Origin of the sequence: Methylobacter sp. BlB1 (genome assembly GCF_015476545.1) — a bacterium.
GTDB lineage: Bacteria > Pseudomonadota > Gammaproteobacteria > Methylococcales > Methylomonadaceae > Methylobacter.
In genome coordinates this window covers 58,802-79,574 of record NZ_JADMKV010000011.1, presented here as the reverse complement: position 1 = coordinate 79,574, position 20,773 = coordinate 58,802, and the positions used below count along the sequence as shown (strand labels likewise).

The window sequence follows — 20,773 nt, the reverse complement described above, 5'->3', positions numbered from 1 at the left end:
CTGTCATCAGGATGAAAATGAATACAAGCTTATATTATATACACGATCCGCTGTGCAGTTGGTGTTACGCTTTCAAGACCAGCTTGTCCGCACTAAAGCAGGCATTACCACCGGACATCGAGTTTAAAAGACTTTTGGGCGGACTTGCCCCCGACTCGACAGAACCCATGCCCCTTGCCCTGCAGCAAAGCATACAACAGGCATGGCATCGCATCGAGCAAACGGTGCCGGGCGTTAAATTCAATTTTGCATTCTGGAGCAATAACACGCCTATTAGGTCGACCTACCCAGCCTGCCGGTCATTATTGGCAGCGAGAAAACAAGGGATTGAATTTGAAGACAGGCTTTTAGCCCGCATTCAGGAGGCTTATTATCAGCACGCCAAAAATCCGGCGCTCGATTCCACATTGTTCGAGTGCGCCAGCCAGGCGGGTTTGGACAGCAAGCAATTTGAACTTGACTATCGCAGTCATGAAATTGACAGGCAACTGCAGCAGGAAATCAAGACCGCCAGACGTTTTGGCGTCTGTTCTTACCCATCGCTGATCCTGGAGCAGAATGGCAAAATTTCGCCTGTAGCGGTCGACTATCTCAATTACAGAACCATGCTTGACGATATAAAAGGCGGTTAATAGACCGTTAAAACCACAGTTTCGGGCGACTGGCAGCTATTTTGGTCACAAGCCTGAAGCTGCAGATTCAGCTTAATAGGCTCATAGCTTCCGTCATCATGACGGGAAAGTTCGGCCTGCAGGTGTACCCGGCCCTCATAAAGTGCCAATGGATTTTTATCGAACGGCAGCGTCCTTAACACCGGCTTGGGATAAGTCGCCGCATCGATAGTCCATGACGAGCCTTTTGCCAGGTTTATCTCCGTAGCCACCGCCGTTTGCTGTAACGACTCATGGGTATTGATGTGCCAGCCTTCTTTGATATCCAGATCGATTATCACAGTGCTTTTGCGCGGCTGTTTTATGCGTTTTGCTTCAATTTTGACAGCGCCGCGCGCAACATATTGGCGAGGCCCGATCTCGCCATGTTGCATTTCATCGAGCTGCGCCAACAGATAAGCAAAAGCTGAAGGCTGTCGATTGATATCGTCCGCGAAAGCCTGAACGATTTTTGCCGCATGGTCAGCATAGACAAGCTCTCCCGTGCGCCTGGCCAGCCTTGAAAGCACACGCACGGCAACGGCATTGCCGGAAGGCAGCGCTCCGTCATAGCTGTCTTTGGGATGATGGAACAATAGCCGCTCCCGTCCCATCACCAACGCGCCGGAAGCACTGTCCAGAAACTTCTCCAGCATTTCATCGGCAAGCGCCTGGGCTTGCTGCAGAAACAACGGTTCGCCGCTGATATCATAAAGCGCCAGCAAAGCCTCACTGAAATGGACATAGTCGTCCTGGCGAGCGGGAATGGATGACTTATTATCGAGACTGACGCGCCACAACACACCCTCTTTGAGCCGTTGCTTCTTCCACAGCGTACCGGCCGCGCGCCTGGCGGCATCAATATAGCGCGGCTCAACCAGCCTGTCGCCGGCCTCGGCCAGCGCCGTGATCAGCATGGCGTTCCAGGCAACGATGATTTTGTTGTCTGTCAACGGCGGAATCCGTTTTGCGCGATAAAGCCTGAGTTTTTCCAGCAGCGGATCGAGTCTAGTAAATAATTGGTCCAGGCTGACGCCTTTGTCACGGGCGATGTCATCCAGCGAGCGAGGCAGGTGAAAAATATTCTTGCCTTCAAAATTGCCCTTTGGCGTCAGGCCGAAAGTGTTTATGATGAAGAAGGCATCGTCAGGCGGCAGCACGGATTTAACTTCATCCACTGTCCAGATAAAAAACGCGCCCTCCCGGCCTTCGCTGTCGGCATCGGTTGCGGAATAAAATACGCCTTCCGGAGTCGTCATTTCTCGCAGCACATAATCGAGCGTCTGTTTGACGATGCGCGCATAGAGCGGATTGCCGGTCAGCTCGTAGGCGTGCAGATAGACTCTGGCAAGATAGGCCTGGTTGTAGAGCATTTTTTCAAAATGCGGTACCAGCCAATGCGCATCGGTGGCATAACGGTGAAATCCGCCGCCAATCTGGTCATAAATGCCCCCTTGCGCCATCGCCGACAACGTGTGATTCAAAGCGGAAAATAGCGCCGGATCGAGATTTCGCTCATAGGCCTGAAGCAGCAGCAACAAAACCGGTTCGCTGGGAAACTTCGGCGCCGGACTGAAGCCGCCATCTTTGGCATCGTAGTGCTCAAGCAACTGGCCGATCGCCGCCTGCATGGCCGAAGAGTCCAGTTTGCTGACCCGGCGCTGAGCGGCCGTGACACGATCTAGCGCATCAGCCAGCTGCTCGGCCTGATCGATCAGTATTTGCTGCTGGCTGTGCCAAACCTGCGAGATCTGCAATAGCAAGTTGACAAATGTTTCTGCCGGATAATAAGTGCCGCCGAAAAAGGGCTTGCCTTGATGCGTTAGAAATGACGACATCGGCCAGCCGCCATGCCCGGTCATCATGGTGACGGCTGTCATATAAATCTGGTCGATGTCGGGGTACTGTTCCCTGTCTACCTTGATGGAAATGAAATTGTCATTGAGGATTTTTGCAATATAGAGGCTTTCAAAACTTTCCTCTTCCATGACATGACACCAATGGCAAGTGGCATAACCTATCGACAGAAAAACCGGTTTGTTTTCCAGACGCGCGATGGCAAACGCCTCATCACCCCAGGGAAACCAATCCACCGGATTATGGGCATGCTGCAACAGATAAGGAGAATCCTCAAAGATCAGCCGGTTGGTATAAACCGGCTTGCCGTTTTCCAGATGATGCGTGCGAGGCTGGTAATTCGGGCCTTTAGCTTCCAGGGCAGCGGCCAGCTTGGCTTTCAGTTCGGCGGTGGATGGCATGATAAAGTCCCGTAGGCTGCATGTTTCAAAACAATTAATGGCGCATCTTTAGGTGCGCCTATGCTTGATAATGCATTGGACTTTATTTTGTCGAAAATGCTCCGACGTCGGTAAAAAAGCGTTGCTGTTACCCTTGTTTTTTCAAGCAACGCTTTTTAATTCAGCTCTCTACCGTTTGGGTGGAATGCCGCTTACCCCTTTGACGCAGGCATACGGCGGCTTTCCTTCACAAAGCCCCCAGTAACTACCGAAGCTGCCTTCATTGCTGGGCTTCCAGTTTTCCGAAAACGCCTCAAACGCAACGCCGGACCAGTTCTTTTGAGACAGTTTTCTAAAGGTCTGCTCGACGACTCTCATTTGATTTTTCTTGCCGGCTACGCCGCAATGCTGCTTGGTATGAATATTGTATTCCGTGCCGCCTGCCGGGCCGTTAGGCCAGCCGAATTCGGTCAGAATCACGTCTTTCTTGGGATAAGTTTTCCGCAGATCCTTGAGCCGGGCGATATGAAAATCAGCCGCTTTGCTGGCTGATGTACAAGGGAAAATACCTGAATATTTATTTTCCCACCAGGGGAAAATATTTGTGCCTATCCAGTCCACGCTTTTGCCGAAGCTGGTTTGCTTGCAAGGCCATGACCGGTTGCACCATTCCCACCAGGTGTCAATCGTTGTGATAGGCTGAGTTACGCCGGCTTTACGCAGACTGTCTATGCAGCGCGTGATCTCGCCATCGAAGGCATTGCCGTGCCGCGTTCTGACTTCGGAGCCGCAGCTCAGCTTTACGATCGTCTGCGGGAAAGCCCGCGCGACTTCTATGCCGCTGTTAATCGACTGTGTATTGACGTTGATGTCATCGTCCAGCCAGATGATGGCGATCACTTTGAGATTGCGCGCTTCGGCCGCAGCAAAGACATACTCCAGGCCATTCATGACGCCGTAGGTCATAATGCAGCGAAAGCGTGTTTCCTTGACCAGCTTATCGAGCAGTTCATTGATCAATTCCCTGGATGGATGAGTGCCCTTGTCGGGATTAAGATCGCCGACGTAAGGGCTGAAAGCGGCGCACTGCAATACTTCATTGGAGGGTGGAATGGGCCCATTTTCTTTATGCTGGAGTTCCGCTATCGGCTTTTCTGTTGTCGCCGGCTTGCCGGCTGCCGGTGGCTGCTCCTGCCCCGTAGCAGCCGGCTTGGCGTCAGCTTCCGGCTTATCGGCTCCGGTCGGCTTGGCATCAGCTTCCGGCTTATCGGCAGGCGGTGTTTTTTCTGTGGCTGCCGGTTTATCAACAACCGTTGACTTGTCTGCAACTGCCGGTTTTTCTGTAGCTGCCGGCTGATCTGCAGCCATTGACTGACCACTCATAAACAACACGGAAAACCAAACCCAAAACAGCAATTGCTTCATGAAATCCTCATAGAATAAAAATATTAATGGATAAGCTTACGCTCACTTCCCGCTAGAGCGATATGATAGCGATTTCTTTACAAAAGTCGTGAATTTTATTCATCCTGATTTTCAAAAAAGAGCTACAAATGCCCATTCTGACTTCAAAATGTAAAATTACCTGTGACTTTACCAGCTTCCGGAAAATTGAAATGACCTTTAAAAAGCACTAAATTCAAGCCAGTGCAAATTACACAAAAAGCATCATTTCAATAAATATTGTCCTTAAAAATTATAGGGTTGCAAAACCCTAACAGCACCCGGCAATTGCCAAAGCATGCCATCCGACACAGTAAAATATAAGCCTGGGCCGCAAGCCTGGATCGGCTACTGAAAGAAATGGACATCAATGGCAAATAAGGATTTCTTGCCGGCGTGCTGCATGAACAATTCCCTATAGACATTGAATTGCAATTTTAGATTCAGACTATCCGGTTGCGACAGGAACGCACCGGATAGTCTGGGCATGGTTAATACGACGAAGGCGGTTTTTGAGGGCCGCGGTAATATTTTGTCAAAGTCGGATTGCTGGCAGGCGTTTGAACCGACTCTTGCTGCGCGGTTATAGCCTCTTCATCAGGCATAGGCGGCAATCTTTCGTAAATTGCTATCGGGTCACCGTCCAGCTTGGTCAGGGCTTCATTCAGAATTTGCTGATCAAATTCAGGTATTTCACCGCTATTTGCTTTCTGGATAAGGCTCAGCGCCAGCTCAAAGCGCTGATCCCGCGTCATTTCCTCGCCTTCCAAATCAGGGTGCGCCTCTATGTAAAGCTTGTTATCCAGCCATCCCACCTTAATAGGCTGCTTGACGATATAAACAGGTGTTCCCACCGGCACCATGTTATAGAGCTGCTCTATATCTTCAGGATACATACGCACGCAACCATGCGTGATCTGCATGCCGATACCGAAGATCTTGTCGATATCGGTGCCATGTATGCGGTATTCACCGGGCAGATTCAGATACAGCGCATAAGCGCCCAGTGGATTATGCGGACCAGGCGGCACGACTGCCGGCAGAGGGTCGCCGTTGGCCGCATGTTCGCGCCGGATTGATTCAGGCGGATGCCAGACAGGATCTTTAATCTTGCGCGCGACTTTGGTTTCGCCCAGAGGCGTCTTCCAGTCCTGTCTGCCGACCCCATGCGCGAACGACATCACTTGCCGGGGCATGCCTGGTGCCTGAGGCGGATAAAAGTACATACGGTATTCGGAAATATTCAGCGTGATGCCCTTGTGTGGCGAGTCGGGCATAATGCGTCTATTGGAGATGCGAATGATTTCATCCTTTTTCACATGCCAACGGTCAACGTCCGGATTTAGACGCACTATTTCCATTTGTCCCAAATTGAACCTTCTGGCCATATCCAGCAAAGTTTCTTCCTGCTCTGCCCGGGCCAGAGGCACCCCATCCGGGTATTCGGTGATGACAGTATCGTTGGGATCTGCCGGCCAATTGTAGGTCGTGGCACTGGCTTTGCCGCCGATGACTGATAATGCGATCGACAAGGCAAACAATATACGCAATTTCATTTTGATAATTTTCTCAAACGCAAAAACAAATATAACATCACTTTTTCAAACTCAGGCTTAACGCATGCTGAACGGCGAAAAATAGCCTGATTGAAGAAAATCAGTGAAGAGGAAAAAATCCTGTCCTGATTAAAAAATACTTAAATTCTATCATGTCAGGAAGATTTAAGCATAGCTTGACTCAGAGGTCTTTAAAATATAGCTTGGCTGTTTAACATAAAGGCAGATAAAAACGATATCGCTATTGGCTTAATATCAGCTGGGCTTCTATCAGAAATTATAGTCTGGTTAAATTAACAAGAAATTTAATGCATTTTAGTAATCATCGCCTTACAGGATACCTGCGGCTGTGCGTAAAAATTCAGAAATCCAATGATATCCGGCAAAACCGGCTTGCTGTCCTGCAGAGGCAATGCCAGCGCCGCCAACAGTTCAACATGATCAAGGTCTTCGTATAGACGGGTTTCCACGCAACCCGCCGCATCCCTGACCTTATAGCTCAGGCTCTTGATATTGATTGGCTTTACCGTTTCATCGTTGTTGCCATACAGCAAAAGCAAGGGAGGTTCCGTACCCTGAACAAAATTGACGGGCTGGGAGGCCAGATATTTCTCTTCGGGGCCGAAAATCTCTTTTTGATAGGCTTCTGTGAGAGGTAAAAAATCATAAGGACCTGCCAGACCAATAAATCCCTTTATGCGCTGGTAGGTTTCAGGCCGCAGATAGTCCTCATTAAGCGTCAGCATGGCGCCCAGATGCGCTCCGGCCGAATGCCCCATCAGGAAAATATTGTCGGGATCCGCACCGTATTCTGCGCTGTGAGCCTTAACCCATTCCACGGACCGCCGAGCATCGTCTATGATCTGATCAAACCTGACTTCCGGATAGCGTCGATAATCCGGTATGACGACCGCATAACCGTGCGATGTCAAAGCCTGGGCGACAAACAGGTAATTCTCCTTGCCTTTGGTCTCACATCCGCCCCAGCAACCGCCGTAAAAAAAGACAACCGTGGCTCGCAAAGCCTGATTCCGGTCAGGCAGATATATATCGAGCAGGTTCAGTCGATGCTCACCATAAGCTATGCCTTCAATTTCAGTAAAATTATCGGTCCGGGCCAGTGAATTCACAGCGAACAACAAAGACTCGGTACACGCTGCCAATGCAAACAGATAAAAAAGCCCCAATACACGTTGTGTATTCCGCCAGATACGTGACTTTGTTTTCGGATGACTCATGCAAATATCCGCATGACCAATGACATTCAACGACAACGTCCAGACTATTGCTTTGACATCTCATGTGCCTGGTTTGCAAGCGTTTTTTCCATATTCGTCAGCACACCGAACAGAATGTGCGAAAAACCGATATAGAGAAAAAACGGCGGGTAATTCGGATCAATCGGGATCTCGTTTATCTGTCCATAAAATTCCAGTAATCCGGTAATCAAAACCAGAAAAAAACCGGTCAGAATAATCGCTTGAAATTTATCCTTTAAAAAACAATATACGCAAACGCCTATTTCAGAAATAGCCAGGTAAATCATCATGATGCGCAAGTTATTGCGCAAGGGATCATAAAACTCCCTCTTGAATTCGAAAATTGCATCACTGCCCGATACTGACGAGATACCCCCTACCATCAGCACAATCACGGAAAGATAAAAGTTGGCAGTCACAAGGAACTTTAAAGTCTGGAATACTTTTGATGTCATACTTCCACTCATCTGCTTCGTCATTCATCAAGTAAAAGAAAACCCTCCCCTAGACTGCTAAGGAGGGTTTATCGAGGAGGATTTTTTACAGTTCTCGCGAGGTTGAGAGAAAAAAGAAGAATCAGTTAACCGGGTCAGTTAACCGGGCGTTCAACATCACCCGAATATTCGACTCTTGTTTAAAGTAAAAAATCCCTAACTCATAACCCTATTCTAAATAAACAATTGATTTACCATAAGAACGTTACGACAGTTTGTCAATCCATACCTGAACAAGTGGGCACTTTGTAACAACAGGCGCAACTTAACTTTAAGAAAAAGAACAAACAACTTATCCGACTTTATTGACTCTATCAGGAAAAACGCAATGAGGTCCGAACCATGAAAGCATTGATTACAGGCGGAACCGGCTTTATCGGCCATGCATTGACTCAGCATCTGACCCGCCAAGGCCATGCCGTTACCGTTTTAAGCCGCAATCCCGACAAAGTCGCCGCAATCTGCGGCCCCGGCGTAAGCGCGCTAGGCAATCTTGAGCAGCTTAAAGCCGAAGACGCCTATCAGGTCATCATCAACCTGGCCGGCGAACCCATTTTTGACGCCCGCTGGACCGACGCCAGAAAAAAACTGCTCCGGGACAGCCGCATCAACCTGACCGAACAACTGGTTGACGCCATCGGACGCATGGCCATCAAGCCGGATCTGCTGATCAGCGGTTCGGCTGTCGGCTATTATGGCGATCAAGGGGATACTGTTTTAACGGAGCAATCGGCGCCGCATCCGGACTTTTCGCACCAGCTTTGCGCCGATTGGGAACAGGCAGCCCGGAAAGCCGGGCAGTTTGGGATCAGAGTCTGTCTGATCAGAACAGGTCTGGTCATCGCCGAAGATGGCGGTTTGCTGAAGCGCATGTTGCTGCCGTTCCGTTTAGGGCTGGGCGGCCGCCTGGGCAGCGGCCGGCAATGGATGTCCTGGATACATCGCGAGGACTGGATAGCGATTGTCCAGGCTATGATCAACAATGCTTCCATGCAAGGCGCTTATAATGCAACCGCCCCCAATCCGGTCACCAATCGCGAGTTTACGCAAACGCTGGCTTACTGTTTAAACCGCCCCGCCCTGCTTCCGGTTCCGGATTGGTTGTTAAAAACCATGCTCGGCGAGATGTCGGAGCTGGTGTTAGGCAGTCAGCGCGTCATGCCCGAACGGCTGTTGGCGCAGGATTTCGAATTTCAATACCCGGATCTGGTTTCAGCAGTGAAGCACGCACTATTGAAGGCCTGAAGCTGCAGGAAACACCGGGAATATGAAAGCATCTTCAGCATTCATTCAATAACGCCAGCCTTCTGCAACGCAAGCCGCAACTTTTCCATGCGTCTGCGGTTGACGCCCAGATCGCTGTAACCGACGCGCGAGGCGGAACGGATATGAATCAGTCCGGTCTCAGCATCGAGTAGGGCATCGACATCATCGACAAAACGGAAAACCAGGCTGGTCGCCTCCGCGTGCAGCGTATCCTCCGTTTCTTCGGTAATAACGGTGCGGCTTTGGCTGACAAGCGCCTGCTTGAGTGCTTTCCAGGCATCTTCTGCCTTGCCGATTATTTTAAATGGGGCAATAAAATGCTCCTTATCCGCGTCCGCAGCCTGGCTCGAAACACAGTTCGGAGTACCCGGGCATGGGGCCAGTTTTTTTTCGGATGCATTGGTAGGGTTGGCAGTCATTAAAGTCATCGTAATAAAACCCGTATATAAAAGAGATTTGATGGTCATCGGTTCGCCTGTCACAAGTGAGTAAAAGAGCATCTCATTTATAAGACACGGAAACCAGGCAAATCGCGAATCATCTTCACTAATCGGCTTTTTGCTATAAACTTTAATCCCAGTCAAAACGCATTCTTATACGGAGTTAAAGCTATGCCTTATTTAAAACTAAGCACCACCGAATCCCTCTCTGATGAACAATCGCCGCAATTACTGGAGCAATTGTCAAAACTGATGGCGCAACAGACCGGCAAGCCGGAACGCTATGTCATGGTGCAAATCGAAGGCGGCAAGGCCATGCTCTTCGCCGGCAACAATCAACCGCTGGCTTATGCCGAATGTAAAAGCATCGGCCTGACCACGGCGCAGGCCAAGGCCATCTCGTCTTCACTGAGCCGACTGCTGAACGATGCGTTGCAAATCCCGGCCGACCGCGTCTATATCGAGTTCAGCAACTGCCCGGCCGAGTATTGGGGCTGGAATGGCTCGACTTTCGGCTAGTTAAACGATCCGGTCCAGCCGCTTTCCAAACGTAATAAACACGTTAAACGGAGATATCAAACATGGCTAATCGCATTACTCTGACCCAATTTCTCATCGAACAGCAGCGCGAGTTGCCGGGCGTATCGGGCACGTTCACATTGCTGCTCAACGATATCGTGACCGCATGCAAGAAAATATCGCATCTCGTCAACCGGGGCGACCTGATCGGTGTGCTGGGCAGCGCCGAATCCGAGAATGTCCAAGGCGAGGTGCAAAAGAAACTGGACATCATCACCAACGATATTATGGTCAACGCCCTGAACTGGACCGGGCATCTGTCCGGCATGGCATCGGAAGAAGTCGATGACATCATCAAGATCCCGAGCCAGTACCCCAAAGGCAAATACCTGGCGTTGTTCGATCCGCTGGACGGCTCTTCAAACATTGACGTCAATCTGACCGTCGGCACCATTTTCTCGATACTGCGCTGCCGCGAAGGCATCGATCCGACACTGGAGGATTTTCTGCAGAAAGGCAGCGATCAGGTATGCGCCGGTTTCGTGCTCTACGGTCCGTCAACGATGATGGTCCTGACGACCGGGCACGGCGTCAACGGCTTCACGCTCGACCAGGATATCGGCGAGTTCATCCTGACGCACCCGAACATGACCATTCCGGATGACACCGGCGAATTCGCCATCAACATATCCAATCAGCGTTTCTGGGAAGCCCCCGTGCAGCGCTATATCGATGAGTGCCTGAAGGGCGAGGAAGGTCCGCGCGGAAAAGACTTCAACATGCGCTGGGTTGCATCGCTGGTCGCCGAAGTCTACCGGATTCTGACGCGCGGCGGCGTGTTCCTGTATCCGCTGGATTCCCGCGATCCCTCCAAGCCCGGCAAACTGCGCCTGATGTACGAAGCCAATCCGGTCGGCTTTATTATCGAACAGGCCGGCGGCGCCTGCTCTACCGGACAAGAGCGCATACTCGACATCAAGCCGGCCTCTCTGCATCAACGCGTGCCCGTGATTTTAGGATCAAAAAACGAGGTTGAGCGGATTGTGGATTATCACCGGCAAGGCTGAAAAATAATCATACCCGGGGGACTCGTCCTCTATCACTCTAACAAAATAAGAAAAATGAAGTTATTACCGACAATTGCGTTGTCTCTATTCAGCCTAAATGTCACTGCCGCCTATAAATGTATCGTAGACGGCAAAACAGTCTATTCCAGTTCGAAGTGCGCCCAGGACGCGCAGCAATTTTCGGTCGACAAAGACTCGGACTGGACCATGAAGCTGAAAACCAGAACCTCGCCGCAGGAAGATGCTCGCTTGAACGCCATTGGCGCCTCGCCTAAGTCAAATGAACCTGAGAAAGAACTGCCGCCTAAAGCCACTGTTGTAACCGGTCAAGACGACGGCGGGCCATCAGAAGAGACTGAATTCAACTGTGACGGCAGAGACCGCTGCTCGCAAATGACTTCGTGCGAAGAAGCAACTTTTTTTCTGAAAAACTGCCCAAACCAGCAAACGGACGGTGACAACAATGGCATCCCGTGTGAAAAACAATGGTGCAACGACAATACTGAACACGATAATGGGACATATAATGACAGTGATAACGGCAGACGTAAGATCGCAACTCATCATCGCAGGCGCTAAATTGGCAGATCCGGCATTTCCAATGTCCTCAGCGAGATTAGCGCCGCACTTCAATCAGCCTTGCTCAATTGCTTCATTATGAAAAAAATCCCCATCGGCATCAGCAGTTGCTTGCTTGGCCAGCATGTCCGTTATGACGGCAGCCACAAGCACGATGCCTATATCACTGGCACGCTCGGCGAATATTTCGATTTCCGGCCATTCTGCCCGGAAGTTGAAATCGGCCTCGGCATACCGCGTCCGACCATCCACCTGGTCAGACTCAATGGCGAGGTGCGCTGCATCGGCGTCAAAAACCCTGAAATCGATGTGACGGAACGGCTACGCAGCCATGCCGAACGTCTGAAAGCGCAATTTGCCGATTTATGCGGCTATATCCTGAAAAAGGATTCGCCGAGTTGCGGCATGGAACGCGTCAAGGTTTATACCGATAACATACCCAGGCGGGACGGTGTCGGGATTTACGCCGAGGTCATGATGCGCAACAACCCGCTGCTGCCGGTCGAAGAAGAAGGCCGGCTGGGCGATCCTGGCCTGCGCGAGAATTTCATTCAGCGCGTCTATGTGCTGCACCGCTGGAAATCAATGCTGGAGGAAGGGCTGACGGTACGCAATCTGACCCGTTTTCATGCCCGGCATAAGCTGATCATCATGAGTCATGGCGACTACCAGGAGTTGGGCCAGTTAGCGGCCGGCGCAACCCCGGACAATATCGAACAATTTGCCGGTCAATATATCCTTTTGCTGATGAAGATGCTCAGAAAAGTCGCCAGCCGCGGCAATCACGTCAATGTCCTTCAGCACATCCAGGGCTATCTGAAAAAAGAATTAAGCGCCGATGACAAGGCCGAGCTATGCGAGATCATTGAGCGTTACCGCCAGGGCGAAGTACCACTGATTGTACCTTTGACGCTGCTGAAGCACCACTTCCGCAAAGCGCCCGATCCTTATATTGACGAATCCTATTATATGTCGCCCTATCCTCAGGAATTGCGGCTGACCAGTCTGCTGTAATCATGGCGAACATATTGATTGTCGGCTGCGGCGGTCTGGGCACGCGCCTGGCTCATGTACTGTCCGATAAAGGCCATCAGGTAACGGGGCTTAAGCGCCATCCGCCAGCCCATGACAGCCAAATCCGCTATGTGGCTGCCGACATCGCATCAGACATAGGACTTGATGCGCTGGATACAAATTTCGACCAGCTGTTTTTCATCGTTACGCCCGATGAGCGCACTGAGTCAGACTATCGCGCCATTTATGAGGCCGGCCTGCATCATCTGCTGGCTAAACTGCCCCAGTGCCCGTGGATTTTCGTCTCGTCAACCGGGGTTTACGCGCAATCACAAGGCGAATGGGTCGATGAAGATTCGCCGGCCGAACCCGAAGCAGTCACGAACCAGTTAATCCGGCAGGCAGAAAAGCAGCTGATTGAACTCAATCCAGATAACATCATCGTACGCTTTTCCGGCATTTACGGCCCCGGCCGCGAGTCGCTATTAAGAATGGCCGCGCAATCCCCCGCCATTCAAAAAGAACCGCCCTATTTCACTAACCGCATTCATCATCTGGACTGTGTCGGCGTACTGGACTTTCTGCTCGAGCAGCGGCTAAAAGGCCGCAAACTGGAAAACTGCTATCTTGCCAGCGACGATGATCCCGCTCCTTTATGGGATGTGATTTCATGGCTGGCCGAACGCATGCATTGCGCACCGCCTGCCGCCAAAGCGGTCGACCAAGATGCTGCGATGAACAAGCGTTGCAGCAACCGGCGATTGAAAGATTTGGGGTATCAATTTCGCTATCCTGACTACAAAAAGGGTTATGCGGAGCTGACTGATAAAGGCAGGCCGGGCTGACAAACCCGGCCTGCACTTACTGCTCCATCGGCCAAATCTGGTAAAGCAGAACGCGGATATCGCCGGGAAAAGCCTCCGGTTTCGCGGCAGAAAATGTCACCGTATTTTTGCCCGGCTTCAGTTTAAGCCGCAGACTGGAGAATTCGACTTTCTTTCCCGGCGCCATGCCGCCAGGCCAATGAATCGTTTCGCCAAGCCCTTCCGAAGTCAGCGCCTGCCCCGCCGCCAGCGATTCAGGAAAGACCATGCTTTCTCCGTTGACCGTGATGATGGGCCGGTCAAGCGAAGGAACTGACGCAGGCGTCCGGAATGCACGCAAACCGTCGAGCGCGACGCTGACCGTCGTCTTGGCCGGCATGGCATCGAAATAAAACAGCAGATACTCCGCATTCGTCCAATCGAACTGACTGTCGGCTGGGAAGGGAAAGGTCAACAGATGCCATCCTATGAAGTCAATAGCGGCTTGAAAATCGGCGCTGCGCCCTTTTGAGTCTCTGAGCTGGATATGAAGCTGCTCGTATTTGGCATCCCCCATGACCCAGACGCCCAATGCATTATGTCCCGATAGATTCAAAGGCTTGTCGAACCGGCGGCCGATCGCCGACCATCCGCCATACTTGCCATTGTTTGCTGCGGTATAAAGCAAAGCGCTCCCGCCGACCTCTATCTCGCTCCTGGTTGCCCCGAAACTCTGCCGCACGCCATCGCGCACAGGCCCGTTGAATGACAAAACCTTATCCGCGCGGACAACATGTTTCTCGTATTGATTGCGATCGCTCATCTGGAAGTCGGCTGCATTGTCAAAACTTTCGATCATGAAGGCTTCCGGTGCATTATAGGCAGCCGGCGCTCCAGGCCTCCTGCCGGCAATGATCTCCACACCAAGCTGGCGCTCGCTCGCCGTATCGTTGCGAATAATCCACGTATTCTGCTTGCCGTCCAGCACATCCACATATCTCACCGGCTCATACAAAGCGCGATAGATCTGCCAGTCGCCGTCAGCATCGCTGAACAGTTTAAAATCCTTCTGCGGCTCTCTCAGCTTGGCTTTTATCTCCTGCGAAACAGGTTGGGCACGCCGGTACTGCTCCCACTTTCGAAGCGTATCCATCATCTGCCGCGACTGCGTCTGACTTTCCAGCGCCGCGCGCGACGTCTCCAGCGAAATCGATCCATCCACTGCCAGCGCTTTGGCGGCGACATATTCGAGCTGATCCGGCCGGATATCCTTGAACCAGTAATACCAGCCGATATCGGGGCGGGTAAAGTTCGCATCCATACGCAGAATCCCGGGCCATCGCTCATCGAGGTAGCCTTTGATGTCGCCGTGGCCGTCTGCCGAAGCGGACCGCGGCACGATATGCCAGCGCAAATCCGTACCGACGCCGTTGCTGGTCTGATAGAGCACGTCCTTCCTGAATTTACGGTAATAAGCAAGATGCATGCGATTGAGGTAATACCAGCTGTCGATATAGTCATCGATGATACCGTCGCTGGCGTCAATATACAGCATATCGAAATCCGCACTGTTAAAGACATCGGCGAAGTTTTGGGTAAGTTCATCAACGAGCGAGCTATCAGGGTCCACGAGAAAATAGCCCCACATTGTAAGAAGCCTTTTTACAGCCGATCCGGCAGGATGAGCCTCTGCCCTGGTGCCCAATGCACCGCGCACACAACGAATATACCGGAACGGAGGACCCGGCTCCGCGGCCTCATAGCGAATGATCTCATCGCCTATTCTCAGGTACTGGCCCGGAAACTCCTTGCGGCGAGAATCTATCGGCGGCAACCTGGGTTCAGCCACCAGCGTGATGGCGGAGGCTTTCGCATCGAGCGCCTCGGCAAGATCCGGGACAGGAACCGCCGCCAGGCGACCATCCGGCTTTGGCGTGATGTAGAAATCGTTCGGCGAGATCGAGGGGCCAAACACATGCACTCCGGCTTCAAGCCCGGCCGCATGAATCTTCGCCACCGCCGCTCTCACTCCCTCGAGACCGTGCGGAAAATTGTCGGTGTTGATCTGGTAATGGCCGTGGCTATCCAACCAATTGTTTTTCAAAAAAACAAGGGTGCCGAAGCCTCCCAGTTTGGCATGGTCGATCAGCGCATCGATATTGGCTTCCGACGCGTCGGTAGCAAACAGATAGGATTTTTGCACTGATTCCGAATCGCGCGCCCAATTTCCACCCAGCTCAGGGGACGGCAATCCCGCCGCGCGTTCGGCTTCCCGGATCGCAGGCTTGAAATCCTCGATGGGCGCCGCCACAAGGGAAAATTTCGCGCCTGCTATGCCATGGCCGTGCTGAGCTTCGCTCCTGAGCAATTGCACAGAGTTGCCCAGCGACATCGGATGGTTGACCGTGTTCTCGGTAATGCCGAAGAAGGCCGCGCCGAATTCTCTGTCGTAGGTTGCATTGAAAGCCGGCGCGACGGTTTCGAGACGCCGCAAAGGGAAGTCGATGGTCAGGCCATCAAGATCCGCCGGCTCGTCACTAAGCACTTCAAAAGTGAGATGCCGCTTCGCAGGAATCACGCGCAAACTGACCTTGATCTGAGGATCGATGAATTGCGCGGTCAGGACATCGCCTTTCCGCGAGAGCCGGGTCACAGGCATTCCCTGTATTCCGGCCCGTGAGACAGTCAGCATCGGCCTTCTGGCATTGATTGCCGCATAGTCTTCGCTGGAATCCAAGCTTATGAAGTGAGTCAAAAAACCGGCAGGCGAGAAACTCAACTGTACAGCCTCATTCTGAAAAACCATGTCTGTCGCATCAGTCGGCAGTTCCGGTAAATCCGTAGGTTCCACGCGGACGTCGTCGATATCGACGCCCGATTGCGAAGCGGTGGAAATAACTAAGGCCGAATCAAGATATCCCGTCCCGGCTGGCTGATAAAAAACGGTGTACTGCTGCCATTTCGCGCCGGCATGTTCCTGCAGAAGCGTCTGGCTTTCGGCCTGTCTTTCCCGGAAAGATTCGTACGTCTGTACGGCGAACGCACCGCCTCTGGCCCATAAGGAAACGCGATACCACTTGCCCGCCTGCAGGCCCCGGCAGCGCTGATAAATGTGCGCGGCGCCGCGAGCTGACGCAGTTATCCGGGCAAATCGCGAGCCTATATGCGGATCATCGGCGCCAAACATCAACTGGCCGGGATAAGCCGGGTTTAGTTGCCAATCAGAAGGAATCTGCCCGGCTGCGTCCAATTTCCATCCTGCCGCCCATCCATCAGCGCCCGGTTTGGTGTCATGGAGAGATTCGAAACTGCCGTTATTGATGATGGGAGCGCCTTCTACGGCCTGGGCCGGCCGGCTTGTCGCCATGATCATGAAAGCCACGGTTAATATCACTGTCGCGCTTAACCGTGCACACTGCCGCCATTTCATTTTTATTCCTTAAGGACGCTGTTGAAATTTTCCGACTTCCGAAATTGGCTACCAACCGGCCGGTTTGCCCGGCTTCTTCTTTAAATTCTGTTGAGCTAGCGGGGAAGCCTCATTTTCAAGCAATCTTACCTGGTTCTGCCTTAGAAATTATTAAACCAGTAGACAATTCGCCCAATTCACCGTTTTCAGGGATTAAACGCTTACATCGCCAAGCCAGTTAATGAGAACTTTCGGCTTTAGCCTTAGCTTTAGCTTTAGCTTTAGCTTTAGCTTTAGCTTTAAATTTATTTTAGATATGCAGTGAACATCAAAAAAATAATTTCTAACCTATACTTTGCTATTTATATTTTTTGATTAAACGGATTTCGCTATGGGTTACCTGAATATTTACTTTAACGATGAACTCAAATCCAAACATGAGGTGAAATCCCTCATCACTCGAATTGGCCGTAATCAGGATAATGATGTTGTAATCGACAACGTAGGTGTCTCGGGCAATCATGCTGAAATCATCAAAAATGGTGACAAATACACCATTCATGACCTCAAAAGCAAAAATGGCGTTTATGTAAACGGCGAGCGGATATCGGAGGCAGAATTAAGTTACGGCGATGAAATAAGTATTTTCAAACATAAGCTAAGATTCATCGCGGTTGATTTACCTGTATCTGTTGAAAAAACGGACGCACGAACTTCAAATGAAAAAAGCAATAGCACCCAATCGGCTACCGTGGAGGTCGACGTTTCCAGACTGGAAAGCCTGATAAAAGACAAGGAGGCCAGTAACGCCTCCCTTGAAGCTGCCAGCGGCGCAATGGCCGGCCGCACGTTCAGGCTGTCAAAAACCCGTTTTTCTGTCGGAAAATCCTCGGACTGTGATATCCAGATCGGTGGCTGGTTTGCCCCGAAAGTCGCTGCCAAAATCGTTCGCCAAAGCGACGGTTATTATCTGGTTCCGGAAAAACGTGGAAAAACCCGCCATAACGGCAGCACTGTCAAAGCCAGGGTAAAACTCAAGCATGGCGATGATATCGAAATACGCGGAACAAAATTTCGTTTCCTCAACAGATGATGAGCCGCTGATTAAAGGCGCCAAATCCTTTTTCTCAACAGTGAAAAGCTACCATTGACTATCCAGGTTCCCGGCTACACGATCCAGAAGCTTTTAGGCGAAGGCGGCATGGCTTCTGTTTTTTTGGCGACGCAGAAATCCCTCGACCGCCCTGTCGCTTTGAAGATTCTGAAAAAATTTGATACCGAAGCCCAAATCAAGCGTTTCTTCAATGAAGGCAAGATCATCGCCTCATTGAATCATCACAATATTATTACCATCCATGACTTGGGAGAGATCGATGGACGCTGCTTCCTGGCCATGGAGTATATTGAGGGCGGAGACCTCAAGCAGCGCATCAATACCGGCTTGCCGCCGGATGAAGCCATACAGTTGATAAAACTGCTCGCGCGCTGTCTCGATTTTGTCCACCAAAAAGGCATCATCCACCGGGATATCAAACCTGAAAACATCCTTTTCAGAAAAAATGGCTCGCCTGTCCTGACGGACTTTGGCGTGGCCAAACAATTACAGTCCGATACCTCGTTGACCATGGACGGCTCGGCCATCGGCAGCCCCCATTATCTAAGCCCGGAACAGGCCGAGCAGAAACCGCTCGATGCCAGAACGGATATTTACAGTCTCGGCATTATTCTTTACGAAATGCTGACCGGTCAAAAACCGTTTCAGGGCGATTCACCGATTGAAATCATCATCGCGCATTTAACGACCGAAGCCCCTCCACTCCCAAAGCGCCTTGCACAATATCAGGAATTATTGGATTTGATGATTGCCAAGGATGCGGATGATCGCTTTGACTCCGCCGGCGATTTGGCCAACTTTCTTGAACAGCTCCAAAATCCTGTTGCCAGGCGTGTGTTGTCCCGGAAAACCGGCAGGACCACGCCTTCTGCCGACAAAAAAGCCAAAGCGCCCTTTAAAGGTCCGCTTTCAGCAAATCAGCCAAGCGCCCCCCCAAAACACCCCTACAAGCTGGTATGGCTTGGCGTGGCCAGCGTCGCCGTGCTATCGGCTGCCATCTATTTTTATCTTTATTTAAATATAGAACCGGCTTCATCTGAGGACTCTTCAGCCAATACTGCCCAGAATAAAAGCGCTACTGCCGAAGCGCCTCCCCCTTTATTGGACGAGAACAGAATCCGGCAATTACTTGCTCAGACAGAAGCCCTTCTGGTCAAGCCGAACTTATCCATGCCAATCCTGAAACAGGCATACGATGCATACAATCTGGTGCTTGAGATAGACCCTGATAATGGTATTGCCACCCAAGGCATAACGCGCATCGGAGCCCTGTATGCGTCCATGCAGGAAAAAATTGATCTGTATCTTTCAGAAGCGGCAAAGGCGCTGCAGACCTACAGATTGACTTCGCCCTCCAGAAATAACGCCTTGTATTATTTTCATGAAGTCCTGCTTCTGGACCCCAATAACGCCGAAGCCCAACAAGGAAAATTCAAGGTCGCCAGTGCTTATGCGGATCTGGCCGAGTCTAATCTGGACGCTTTTGATTACACCGCTGCCAAGGCAAATATTCAAAGAGGGCTTTCCATTTACCCTAACTCCTCCAGATTGCTGGCGCTCAGAAAGAAAACCAACGCCTTTACGGATGCCCCCCAGCGCCTGTTTGGAAAGATTAAATCGATATTTGATTAAACAGTGTATGACAACACATTAAAAAGAGGAGCCCCTGATGCCCTGGAAATTTGGACAAGCGATCAACATAGGCAAACGCAGTGAACAGCAGGATCGCATAGGCATATTCCACACGGGGGATGGAAAAAGGCATTTAATGGTTGTCGCTGACGGCATGGGCGGAATTCCCAAAGGCGGTCAGGCCGCGCAAATTGTCGTAGACACTGCTGAACAGGCTTTCAAAAAAAACAGGATTCGCAATCCCGAATTATTTCTCGAAGCTATCTGCAGTCAATCCCATGAAAAAATTAATCAACTCGAAGCGGATATCACCTTGGCGCCCGGCACAACCTGCGTCCTGCTGTATATCGACAAACGGCAGGCCTATTGGGCTCATATCGGCGACTCGCGCCTGTACCATTACAGGCAAGGCCGGCTGATCAATCAAACGCTGGATCATTCACTGGTTCAGCTGATGATCGATCAGGGCGCCATTGAAGATGGCGGCAGTGAGGCCAGATCGTTACAAAACCAGCTTTACAAACGCCTGGGAGGCGCTAAAAAACCGGAGCCCGATATTCATACAGACGCTTTGAAAAGCGGCGATATATTCCTGCTATGCAGTGACGGGTTCTGGCAATTTATAGAAAAAGACCAGATTCCGGCTATTCTTCAGAATCATCCGCTTGATCAGGATGGCCCTGAGCATCTTGTAACCCTGGCTTTACAGAATGGAGGCCCGCATTGCGATAATATCAGCGTTACATTGGCGCAATGGGAACAAGCGCAAACGGGTTTTATACATAAAGTGCGCTGCCTTTTTAAAAAGGATTAAGGTCAGAAATCTTCTGTTTTCCTTCATCACATTCAAATAATGCTTTATTCGATCTTTAAGCGTTACTTCCTGTACGGAATTACCAGAGCTTTATCCGCTTCGTTCCAGCCCTGTTTTGGTTGCGCTAATGTCAGCAAAACCTAACCTGACAGACAGCGCTGGAAGCTCGGAGACTGTCAGGTTAGCTTGCAATCACTACACACTTAGCGAGATTTTAGAGTCACCTATCAATCACTAGAGAAAGGTCATCAATCAGCCATTGGTTTGCTGGAGTAGGTGTCACTCGAACAGAGATACTATGAACTCCGGCGGTGGGAACTAGAAATGCACACTGTTTGGTAGCGCTCACCGCCCCATCAAGTATATTAGGCGTGCCATTGCCGGATACGAATGCGCCATCCAATTCTCCGCTGGTTCCGTTGGTTCCGCTAGTTCCGCTAGTTCCGCTAGTTCCGCTAGTTCCGCTAGTTCCGCTAG

The 20,773-nt window shown here is 51.0% G+C and carries 18 protein-coding genes; 10 read left to right on the top strand and 8 right to left on the bottom strand.

Annotated features, from left to right (window positions below):
- Window positions 1-17 precede the first annotated feature (17 nt).
- A complete protein-coding gene (locus IT781_RS06475; protein WP_194969327.1) occupies window positions 18-632 on the top strand; it encodes a DsbA family protein in 615 nt (204 codons plus the stop codon).
- On the opposite strand, the gene IT781_RS06470 is transcribed toward IT781_RS06475, so the two are convergent.
- From IT781_RS06470 to IT781_RS06445, 6 genes are all read right to left on the bottom strand, one after another.
- Window positions 629-2,908 carry a thioredoxin domain-containing protein gene (locus IT781_RS06470; protein ID WP_194969326.1) on the bottom strand — a complete coding sequence of 760 codons (2,280 nt, stop codon included), beginning with the start codon at window positions 2,906-2,908 and terminating at the stop codon, window positions 629-631. The genes IT781_RS06475 and IT781_RS06470 overlap by 4 nt on opposite strands.
- A gap of 168 nt (window positions 2,909-3,076) precedes the next feature.
- Window positions 3,077-4,312, bottom strand: coding sequence for an exo-beta-1,3-glucanase (locus tag IT781_RS06465; protein WP_194969325.1), 1,236 nt, complete (start codon window positions 4,310-4,312; stop codon window positions 3,077-3,079).
- 366 nt (window positions 4,313-4,678) lie between these two features.
- Entirely contained in the window at window positions 4,679-4,819 is a 141-nt protein-coding gene (locus tag IT781_RS06460) for a hypothetical protein (protein ID WP_194969324.1), read from the bottom strand.
- A 2-nt stretch (window positions 4,820-4,821) separates the two neighbouring features.
- Window positions 4,822-5,886: a L,D-transpeptidase family protein gene (locus tag IT781_RS06455; RefSeq protein ID WP_194969323.1), complete on the bottom strand. Its 1,065-nt coding sequence runs from the start codon at window positions 5,884-5,886 to the stop codon at window positions 4,822-4,824.
- Window positions 5,887-6,191: 305 nt separating this feature from the next.
- Window positions 6,192-7,124, bottom strand: a complete 933-nt coding sequence (locus tag IT781_RS06450) for an alpha/beta hydrolase (protein WP_194969322.1) — start codon at window positions 7,122-7,124, stop codon at window positions 6,192-6,194.
- 44 nt (window positions 7,125-7,168) lie between these two features.
- Window positions 7,169-7,600 (bottom strand): hypothetical protein, encoded by a 432-nt coding sequence (locus IT781_RS06445; RefSeq protein WP_228778970.1) that lies wholly within the window; start codon window positions 7,598-7,600, stop codon window positions 7,169-7,171.
- Window positions 7,601-7,981: 381 nt separating this feature from the next.
- Here IT781_RS06445 and IT781_RS06440 point away from each other — a divergent pair, with 381 nt between their 5' ends.
- Complete coding sequence (locus tag IT781_RS06440) at window positions 7,982-8,884, top strand: TIGR01777 family oxidoreductase (protein WP_194969320.1); 903 nt, start codon at window positions 7,982-7,984, stop codon at window positions 8,882-8,884.
- Window positions 8,885-8,925: 41 nt separating this feature from the next.
- Here the strand turns inward: IT781_RS06440 and IT781_RS06435 are convergent, their stop codons facing one another.
- Entirely contained in the window at window positions 8,926-9,372 is a 447-nt protein-coding gene (locus tag IT781_RS06435; RefSeq protein ID WP_194969319.1) for a DUF1499 domain-containing protein, read from the bottom strand.
- 144 nt (window positions 9,373-9,516) lie between these two features.
- Here IT781_RS06435 and IT781_RS06430 point away from each other — a divergent pair, with 144 nt between their 5' ends.
- The 5 genes from IT781_RS06430 to IT781_RS06410 all read left to right on the top strand — a co-directional run bounded on the left by IT781_RS06430 (window position 9,517) and on the right by IT781_RS06410 (window position 13,369).
- Window positions 9,517-9,864 (top strand): phenylpyruvate tautomerase MIF-related protein, encoded by a 348-nt coding sequence (locus tag IT781_RS06430; protein ID WP_194969318.1) that lies wholly within the window; start codon window positions 9,517-9,519, stop codon window positions 9,862-9,864.
- A 62-nt stretch (window positions 9,865-9,926) separates the two neighbouring features.
- Window positions 9,927-10,931 carry a class 1 fructose-bisphosphatase gene (locus tag IT781_RS06425; RefSeq protein WP_194969317.1) on the top strand — a complete coding sequence of 335 codons (1,005 nt, stop codon included), beginning with the start codon at window positions 9,927-9,929 and terminating at the stop codon, window positions 10,929-10,931.
- Window positions 10,932-10,985: 54 nt separating this feature from the next.
- Complete coding sequence (locus tag IT781_RS06420) at window positions 10,986-11,510, top strand: excalibur calcium-binding domain-containing protein (protein WP_228778969.1); 525 nt, start codon at window positions 10,986-10,988, stop codon at window positions 11,508-11,510.
- A gap of 78 nt (window positions 11,511-11,588) precedes the next feature.
- Window positions 11,589-12,524, top strand: a complete 936-nt coding sequence (locus IT781_RS06415; protein ID WP_194969316.1) for a DUF523 and DUF1722 domain-containing protein — start codon at window positions 11,589-11,591, stop codon at window positions 12,522-12,524.
- 2 nt (window positions 12,525-12,526) lie between these two features.
- On the top strand, window positions 12,527-13,369 hold the full coding sequence (locus IT781_RS06410; RefSeq protein WP_194969315.1) for an NAD-dependent epimerase/dehydratase family protein: 843 nt from the start codon (window positions 12,527-12,529) through the stop codon (window positions 13,367-13,369).
- Between the two features lie 16 nt (window positions 13,370-13,385).
- On the opposite strand, the gene IT781_RS06405 is transcribed toward IT781_RS06410, so the two are convergent.
- Window positions 13,386-16,757 (bottom strand): hypothetical protein, encoded by a 3,372-nt coding sequence (locus tag IT781_RS06405; RefSeq protein WP_194969314.1) that lies wholly within the window; start codon window positions 16,755-16,757, stop codon window positions 13,386-13,388.
- Window positions 16,758-17,127: 370 nt separating this feature from the next.
- Here IT781_RS06405 and IT781_RS06400 point away from each other — a divergent pair, with 370 nt between their 5' ends.
- The 3 genes from IT781_RS06400 to IT781_RS06390 are packed head-to-tail and all read left to right on the top strand — an operon-like array spanning window position 17,128 to window position 20,296.
- Complete coding sequence (locus tag IT781_RS06400; RefSeq protein WP_194969313.1) at window positions 17,128-17,829, top strand: FHA domain-containing protein; 702 nt, start codon at window positions 17,128-17,130, stop codon at window positions 17,827-17,829.
- A gap of 54 nt (window positions 17,830-17,883) precedes the next feature.
- On the top strand, window positions 17,884-19,482 hold the full coding sequence (locus IT781_RS06395; protein ID WP_194969312.1) for a serine/threonine-protein kinase: 1,599 nt from the start codon (window positions 17,884-17,886) through the stop codon (window positions 19,480-19,482).
- Between the two features lie 37 nt (window positions 19,483-19,519).
- Window positions 19,520-20,296, top strand: a complete 777-nt coding sequence (locus IT781_RS06390; protein WP_194969311.1) for a PP2C family serine/threonine-protein phosphatase — start codon at window positions 19,520-19,522, stop codon at window positions 20,294-20,296.
- Window positions 20,297-20,773: the final 477 nt, after the last annotated feature.

Excerpts from the sequence above, each read along its gene's own strand:
- IT781_RS06390 (WP_194969311.1), top strand. The coding sequence starts at position 19,520 with ATGCCCTGGAAATTTGGACAAGCGATCAACATAGGCAAACGCAGTGAA.
- IT781_RS06475 (WP_194969327.1), top strand. The coding sequence starts at position 18 with ATGAATACAAGCTTATATTATATACACGATCCGCTGTGCAGTTGGTGT.
- IT781_RS06435 (WP_194969319.1), bottom strand. The coding sequence starts at position 9,372 with ATGACCATCAAATCTCTTTTATATACGGGTTTTATTACGATGACTTTA.
- IT781_RS06405 (WP_194969314.1), bottom strand. The coding sequence starts at position 16,757 with ATGAAATGGCGGCAGTGTGCACGGTTAAGCGCGACAGTGATATTAACC.
- IT781_RS06410 (WP_194969315.1), top strand. The coding sequence starts at position 12,527 with ATGGCGAACATATTGATTGTCGGCTGCGGCGGTCTGGGCACGCGCCTG.
- IT781_RS06470 (WP_194969326.1), bottom strand. The coding sequence starts at position 2,908 with ATGCCATCCACCGCCGAACTGAAAGCCAAGCTGGCCGCTGCCCTGGAA.
- IT781_RS06450 (WP_194969322.1), bottom strand. The coding sequence starts at position 7,124 with ATGAGTCATCCGAAAACAAAGTCACGTATCTGGCGGAATACACAACGT.
- IT781_RS06455 (WP_194969323.1), bottom strand. The coding sequence starts at position 5,886 with ATGAAATTGCGTATATTGTTTGCCTTGTCGATCGCATTATCAGTCATC.
- IT781_RS06445 (WP_228778970.1), bottom strand. The coding sequence starts at position 7,600 with ATGACATCAAAAGTATTCCAGACTTTAAAGTTCCTTGTGACTGCCAAC.
- IT781_RS06420 (WP_228778969.1), top strand. The coding sequence starts at position 10,986 with ATGAAGTTATTACCGACAATTGCGTTGTCTCTATTCAGCCTAAATGTC.
- IT781_RS06430 (WP_194969318.1), top strand. The coding sequence starts at position 9,517 with ATGCCTTATTTAAAACTAAGCACCACCGAATCCCTCTCTGATGAACAA.
- IT781_RS06425 (WP_194969317.1), top strand. The coding sequence starts at position 9,927 with ATGGCTAATCGCATTACTCTGACCCAATTTCTCATCGAACAGCAGCGC.
- IT781_RS06460 (WP_194969324.1), bottom strand. The coding sequence starts at position 4,819 with ATGCCCAGACTATCCGGTGCGTTCCTGTCGCAACCGGATAGTCTGAAT.
- IT781_RS06440 (WP_194969320.1), top strand. The coding sequence starts at position 7,982 with ATGAAAGCATTGATTACAGGCGGAACCGGCTTTATCGGCCATGCATTG.
- IT781_RS06415 (WP_194969316.1), top strand. The coding sequence starts at position 11,589 with ATGAAAAAAATCCCCATCGGCATCAGCAGTTGCTTGCTTGGCCAGCAT.
- IT781_RS06400 (WP_194969313.1), top strand. The coding sequence starts at position 17,128 with ATGGGTTACCTGAATATTTACTTTAACGATGAACTCAAATCCAAACAT.
- IT781_RS06465 (WP_194969325.1), bottom strand. The coding sequence starts at position 4,312 with ATGAAGCAATTGCTGTTTTGGGTTTGGTTTTCCGTGTTGTTTATGAGT.